General features: G+C 47.9%; 9 protein-coding genes. 4 read left to right on the top strand and 5 right to left on the bottom strand.

Going from position 1 to position 6,304, the window contains the following annotated elements:
• Positions 1–85 precede the first annotated feature (85 nt).
• From lptB to ABNS04_RS08735, 5 genes are read right to left on the bottom strand one after another with little or no spacing between them, the layout of a single operon-like run.
• Positions 86–811, bottom strand: a complete 726-nt coding sequence (lptB, locus tag ABNS04_RS08755; protein WP_006956866.1) for an LPS export ABC transporter ATP-binding protein — start codon at positions 809–811, stop codon at positions 86–88.
• Between the two features lie 3 nt (positions 812–814).
• Positions 815–1,357: a lipopolysaccharide transport periplasmic protein LptA gene (gene lptA / locus ABNS04_RS08750; protein ID WP_006956865.1), complete on the bottom strand. Its 543-nt coding sequence runs from the start codon at positions 1,355–1,357 to the stop codon at positions 815–817.
• Positions 1,329–1,889 (bottom strand): LPS export ABC transporter periplasmic protein LptC, encoded by a 561-nt coding sequence (gene lptC / locus ABNS04_RS08745; RefSeq protein WP_272977415.1) that lies wholly within the window; start codon positions 1,887–1,889, stop codon positions 1,329–1,331. Before lptC ends, lptA begins: the two co-directional genes overlap by 29 nt.
• Positions 1,886–2,458 carry a 3-deoxy-manno-octulosonate-8-phosphatase KdsC gene (kdsC, locus tag ABNS04_RS08740; RefSeq protein WP_272977416.1) on the bottom strand — a complete coding sequence of 191 codons (573 nt, stop codon included), beginning with the start codon at positions 2,456–2,458 and terminating at the stop codon, positions 1,886–1,888. The genes lptC and kdsC overlap by 4 nt, the downstream gene beginning before the upstream one ends.
• Positions 2,458–3,435: a KpsF/GutQ family sugar-phosphate isomerase gene (locus ABNS04_RS08735; RefSeq protein WP_272977417.1), complete on the bottom strand. Its 978-nt coding sequence runs from the start codon at positions 3,433–3,435 to the stop codon at positions 2,458–2,460. Before ABNS04_RS08735 ends, kdsC begins: the two co-directional genes overlap by 1 nt.
• A gap of 164 nt (positions 3,436–3,599) precedes the next feature.
• On the opposite strand from ABNS04_RS08735, the gene ABNS04_RS08730 reads away from it, so the two are divergent.
• The 4 genes from ABNS04_RS08730 (at position 3,600) to mlaD (ending at position 6,296) form a co-directional block, all read left to right on the top strand.
• Entirely contained in the window at positions 3,600–4,160 is a 561-nt protein-coding gene (locus ABNS04_RS08730; RefSeq protein WP_272977418.1) for a TetR/AcrR family transcriptional regulator, read from the top strand.
• Positions 4,161–4,250: 90 nt separating this feature from the next.
• Entirely contained in the window at positions 4,251–5,054 is an 804-nt protein-coding gene (mlaF, locus tag ABNS04_RS08725) for a phospholipid ABC transporter ATP-binding protein MlaF (RefSeq protein WP_272977419.1), read from the top strand.
• Positions 5,047–5,823 (top strand): lipid asymmetry maintenance ABC transporter permease subunit MlaE, encoded by a 777-nt coding sequence (gene mlaE / locus ABNS04_RS08720; protein ID WP_006956859.1) that lies wholly within the window; start codon positions 5,047–5,049, stop codon positions 5,821–5,823. The genes mlaF and mlaE overlap by 8 nt, the downstream gene beginning before the upstream one ends.
• 5 nt (positions 5,824–5,828) lie before the next feature.
• The gene (gene mlaD / locus ABNS04_RS08715; RefSeq protein ID WP_006956858.1) at positions 5,829–6,296 is read left to right on the top strand and encodes an outer membrane lipid asymmetry maintenance protein MlaD; all 468 of its coding nucleotides are present in this window, start codon (positions 5,829–5,831) and stop codon (positions 6,294–6,296) included.
• Positions 6,297–6,304: the final 8 nt, after the last annotated feature.

The raw sequence follows: 6,304 nt of genomic DNA, 5'->3' as shown, positions 1-6,304 counted from the left end.
AATTGTGGGGTCATCGTCAATTGTTGACCCATTTTTAGTTGCAAACTTTGTTTCATCTGATTATCCCGGCCTCACTTGTGCTCCGTTACAAGGTGAACTGCTCACCGAGGTAGACATCTTTAACCTGCTGGTTTGACAATACGCTATTTGCATCTCCGCTGGCAATCAGTTCCCCGTGACTAACGATATAAGCATGCTCGCATACTGACAACGTTTCGCGCACGTTATGGTCGGTAATCAACACGCCTATGCCACGATGCTTGAGGTGTTCGATAATTTTTTTGATATCCAAGACTGAAATGGGGTCAACACCTGCAAATGGCTCATCAAGCAATATGAACGTCGGATCAGCGGCAAGTGCTCGAGCAATTTCAACACGTCGCCGTTCCCCCCCCGATAAGCTCATGCCTAAACTGTTAACAATATGCCCGATATTGAACTCTTCTAATAAAGCGTCGAGCTTTTCTTCTCGTTCTATCGTTGTAAGCGATTTGCGAGTTTCGAGGATAGCCATTAAATTATCGCGCACTGTCATTTTGCGAAAAATAGACGACTCCTGTGGTAAATATCCAATGCCTCGTCGAGCTCGTTCGTGCATAGGAAGCAACGTTAAATCATGTTGGTCTAGCTTAATACTGCCTTTATCAGAATTCACTAAGCCAACAATCATATAGAAGGTGGTTGTTTTACCCGCACCGTTAGGTCCTAATAAGCCGATCACTTGCCCTTGACTTACTTCCAAGCTGACATCTTTAACAACTTGGCGTCGGTTATATGATTTAGCGAGGTGCTCGACAGATAATTTCGCCATTTATCATTGCTCTTTTTGCTGTTGTTCGGTTTCAGGCTGCTCTTTCTCAGACTGCTTGTTGGGGTTAAAAATGGTGGTTACGCGTTCGCCCGACTCTTTCGAACCGCGCGCTGAAACGTGCTGGTTTGTCAGATCATAAACGATAGTGTCGCCGCGCGATAAACTACTACCTTGTGTGATCTGTGCGTTGCCCTTGAGTTCGATACGCCCTTGACTCTGAAAGTAGGTGATTTGGTCGGCTTCTGCACTGATTTCGGTGCCGTTTTCGAGTAGCTGCGTATAAACAGCAGGGCGACCGTGGGCGACAAAAGTGTCAGCTTGATCTTTAGCTTCACCGCCTGAGGCCTCTAAACGGTCGGCTTCAATACGTAACGACCCTTGTGTGACGATAACGTTATCGGTCAGCAACAACTGGTTGTTTTTAATATCAAAGTGCTCGTGTCCTGCACTTACTTCAATCGGCTTTTCAAAGTCCGACTCACCTTGAGCGACAGCTAATTGACTCACTGCTGCAAGACTAGCGAGGATTAAAAACCGTTTTAACATGACGTTTTAACTCCATAGTTTCTGCGTACAAGTCGGCATTGAGCCCGTGACCTCGTACCGCAATCTGGGGTCCCGAAATCGTGACGGGATAATCTGTGTTCATCGTTTCAGCGGGTATATCGATGACTAAGTATTCGGTGTTTACACGTTTAATAGAAGTATCAGGTTGCAGTGCCAATATTTCAACGTTGCGCTCTAAAATGAGCGTTTGGTCATCATATAAAGTGCCTTGCTCGGCACTCACTTGCCAAGTTGCCTGACGCTCATCGGTATAGACCGAGTAGACAGGATTGCTCAACTCAGTAAGACCAATCTGAATATAATGAGACATATGCTCAGCCGTCACCTGATGCGCTAAGCGTCCGCCAGACTCGTACAAGCGCGTTTTAAGACCCGAAGCCGTAAAATCGGGTGTCATTTTACGGGTTTGTACATTAGCGTCGTCGCCATCTGACGGCTGAAAAGGTCGCCAAAGCAGAATAATCACGGCACCAAATAAGACCAGCAATAAAAGTGCGACGCGGCGACTCACAAACTGACTCCCTCAGCGCTCGGTAGTTCACCGCGGCTCAGCAAGAGTAAATCACAAATTTCACGCACAGCGCCAAATCCACCGTGGCAACGCGTAATATATTGCGCGGCAAGCTGCACCGAGGGGTGCGCGTCATGCACCGCAATCCCGAGTTTGGCTCGATTAATTAACTGTAGGTCGGGGACATCGTCGCCTACATAAGCGACTTGCGAATCATTCAAGTTCAAATTATCGAGCAGCTGTTCGTAGCGTTCGACTTTATTTTTTACACCTTGAAAAATATGAGTCACGCCCAAGTGTTTCATGCGGCGCTCGACAATCGAAGATTCGCGCCCCGTTATCACGGCAGCGGGGTAGCCGGCGTCCGTCCATGCTTTTAGCCCAAAGCCATCACGTGTATGAAATGCTTTGAGCTCCTCACCTTGGTTTCCTAAATAAATACGACCATCAGAAAATACGCCGTCAACATCGAGAATCAACAACTCAACTTGAGCAAATTGTTCAAACAGTGTGGTACTGATGTCGCCGTACCACGTATTGATGGTTTTAGCTGTGCGATTATGAATCATTACACCACTCCTGCTTGCAACAAATCGTGCATATTCATCGCACCGTGGGGCTTGCCATCGTGGTCAACGATAATCAGACCATTAATTTTACGGTCTTGCATCAACTTAAGTGCTTGTGCTGCCAACATGTTTTCGTCTGCCGTTACGCAGGTACGCGTCATGAAGTCAGCGATTTTGCTCGTATGAACATCGACGCGGCTATCCAGGATCCGCCGCAAATCACCGTCCGTAAATATACCCGCTAAACGCCCGTGTTCGTCGACAATGGATGTCATCCCTAAACCTTTGCGCGAGATTTCGAGCAATGCGTCGCGAATCAAAGCGTCTTGTTCGACCTGAGGAACACGATCGCCCGTGTGCATTACATCGCTGAGTCTCAGTAGCAGACGTTTACCTAACGAGCCACCAGGATGAGATAACGCAAAGTCATCCGCAGTGAATCCGCGCGCGTTCAGTAGTGCGACGGCCAGCGCATCCCCCATCACTAGACTCGCGGTGGTTGATGCTGTGGGCGCCAACCCTAATGGGCACGCCTCTTGCTCTACCCGGATGCAAACATGAACATCAGCCAAGGTGGCTAGCGTTGACTCCGGGTTACCCGTCATGGCGATGATTGTGACACCAAGGCGTTTCATCACCGGTATAATATTAAGTATTTCGCCCGTCTCGCCGCTGTTTGAAATTGCGATAACAATATCACTGTCAGTGACCATCCCCAGATCACCATGGCTAGCTTCACCCGGATGCACAAAAAAAGCGGGTGAGCCGGTTGAAGCGAGTGTCGCAGCAATTTTACCGCCGATGTGACCCGATTTACCCATGCCGGTTACAATGATACGACCCTTGCAATCGAACATTGCCTGACATGCACGATTGAAGTTATCGTCCAAATAGGTTTTTAGGCCCTCTATGGCATCTCGCTCAATCTCAATAACTTCACGTGCGAGCGTGCAAAAGTCGTGGGTGATTTGCTTCATTACCTACCTAAAAAAGCTGAGAACTTACGCCTAATGATACGTCAAGATGAGGGTGACTGCCTACCGTATTTATGAACCTAAGATTGCGAATTCGATAAAATTGAATTACTATACCAACTAGACGGTTTAGTAATAAGCCTATTTAAGGTAGTGAGTGAGTCATTATGTGCGCAAAAAAGTGTGCCGGTCGCCCCAGTAATCGAGATGTCATTTTAGATGCAGCAGAACAATTAGTTGCGTCAGAAGGCGCTGCTCGTCTTACGTTTGATGCGCTTGGTCAAGCAACGGGGATTAGTAAAGGTGGTTTGCTCTATCACTTTGCAAGTAAGGACAAATTACTAGAGGCTATGTTGGAGCGCATGGTAGCGCGAAACAATGACCTCAAAGAGACCTTCATGAGCGAGTTTGAAGGTGATCCTAACCAAGAATTCAAAAGTATTTTGCTCGCATCGCTCAACAGTGATGCCGAGTGTGCGCAGTTAAGTTCTGGGCTATTAGCGGCAGCGGCCAATAACCCTGATTTATTGGCGCCGATGACTGCGCACGTTCAGCAGACGTTTCAATCGTTAGAGCAATTTAGTCGCGATCCAATGCTCGCCAAAGTGCTGTTTTTCGCCGTGCATGGCGCTCGTTTGTTCGAACAATTGCAGTTGTGTGAGCACTGCCACGGTGACCGTAAAGCGTTCGCCGACAAGCTACTAGCGATGATTGATGCAAAAAACTGATATGTTTTGCAACATTTTTACAGTTACGTTTTAGGCGATCGGACCCTAGAATAGGTATTCTGAAATAAATAGCGCGTTAGGGACAGATAAGTGGATAACTTTGTTGCTTTAAAAGATGTGCATTTTTCGCACGGCCAACGCACCATATACGATGGGCTGTCATTGACGGTGCCGAAAGGTAAAATAGTCGCTGTTATGGGCCCCAGTGGTATTGGTAAAACAACGTTATTGCGCCTTATTGGGGGGCAGTTACGACCGGCATCCGGATCCATCAAAGTGGCCGATGAAGAAGTGACGCAGTTATCACGCAAGAAACTCTATGAGCTGCGTAAGCGAATGAGTATGCTTTTTCAAAGTGGTGCGCTGTTCACCGATATGAGTGTATTTGATAACGTTGCCTTCCCGTTAAGAGAGCATACAGAGCTCAGCGAGGATGTTATCCGCAGCATTGTCTTGATGAAGCTAGAAGCGGTAGGCTTGCGCGGGGCTCGCGATCTGATGCCTTCGGAGTTATCAGGCGGAATGGCGCGTCGGGCTGCACTGGCGCGTGCTATTGCACTTGATCCTGATCTAATCATGTATGACGAACCTTTTGCTGGCCAAGATCCAATTTCAATGGGCGTTATCGTCAAACTGATCCGCTCGCTGAACGAATCGTTAGGTTTAACTTCTATCGTGGTCTCCCATGATGTCGATGAAATACTATCGATAGCCGATTACGCGTATATTATCGCCGATAAAAAAGTCGTCGCCGAGGGGACTCCCGATGAGCTGAGAGAAAATGATAAGGCTATTGTAAGGCAGTTTCTTCAAGGTGAGGCTGATGGACCCGTCAAGTTTCATTATACCGAGGATGACTTTGCTATGGATTTAATGGGGGAAGCGCATGGATAGGTTGGCGCGCTTGGGCGCAACAGTCACAGACGCAATAGCAGGTATCGGTCGTGCGCTGGCGATGTTACTCGGGGCGATTATTGGTAAGCCCACACCACGAAAGTCATGGCCTCTATTTGTCCAACAAATGTATGTGGTTGGCGTACTATCCCTCATTATTATCGTGGTGAGCGGGTTATTTATTGGTATGGTATTGGGACTCCAAGGCTATACCATTTTGGTCGATTACGGTGCCGAACAGAGTTTAGGTCCGATGGTTGCGCTATCTCTTTTACGCGAATTGGGGCCTGTCGTCACAGCCTTGCTTTTTGCCGGTCGCGCCGGCTCCGCACTGACCGCCGAAATCGGCTTGATGAAAGCAACCGAGCAATTATCGAGTTTAGAAATGATGGCCGTTGATCCGTTACGACGTGTCGTTGCTCCACGTTTCTGGGCAGGGTTTGTCAGTATGCCTCTATTGGCACTTATTTTTTCAGCCGTTGGTATTTACGGCGGTTATTTAGTGGGCTCGGGTTGGCTCGGTGTCGATGAGGGCGCATTTTGGTCAGTAATGCAGTCAGCCGTTGACTGGCGTGACGACTTAATGAACGGGATCATTAAATCGCTCGTATTTGCTTTTGTGGTGACGTGGATTGCGCTCTACAAAGGCTATCGTTGTGAACCAACATCTGCGGGTATTAGCAAGGCGACCACTTCGACGGTGGTCACTGCTTCACTCGCTATTTTAGGACTCGATTTTATTCTTACAGCATTGATGTTTGGCGGGTAAAAACCATGGAATCACGGAAATCACATATTTTTGTTGGCTTATTTGTCGTTGTCGGGGTTTTGGCGCTGCTGTTTATCGCTTTGCGCGCTGCAAGTGGGAGCACCGTGACTGCTGGTGAAACCTACACGCTTTATGCGAAGTTCGACAATATTGGCAGTTTAAAAGTACGCTCGCCAGTTAAAGTGGGGGGGGTCGTTGTAGGACGCGTTACCAATATTTCGTTGTCGGGCGAGTATTACGAGCCACTTGTTGAGATGGAGATCAGTCAAGATTATGACAAGTTCTCAGAGACAAGTAGCTTATCGGTGCTGACAGCGGGTCTTTTAGGTGAGCAGTATTTAGGTCTGCAGCCAGGGTTTATCGATGACACGGTGGGCACACTTGAAGACGGAGACACGATTTCTGATACCAAATCAGCATTGGTGTTGGAGCAGTTAATCGGACAATTCTTGTTTAGCCAAGGCGAGAATTAACGAACGGG

Source organism: uncultured Idiomarina sp., assembly GCF_964010655.1.
Classification (GTDB): domain Bacteria; phylum Pseudomonadota; class Gammaproteobacteria; order Enterobacterales; family Alteromonadaceae; genus Idiomarina; species Idiomarina baltica.
This window is presented reverse-complemented; position numbering and strand designations above follow the sequence as displayed.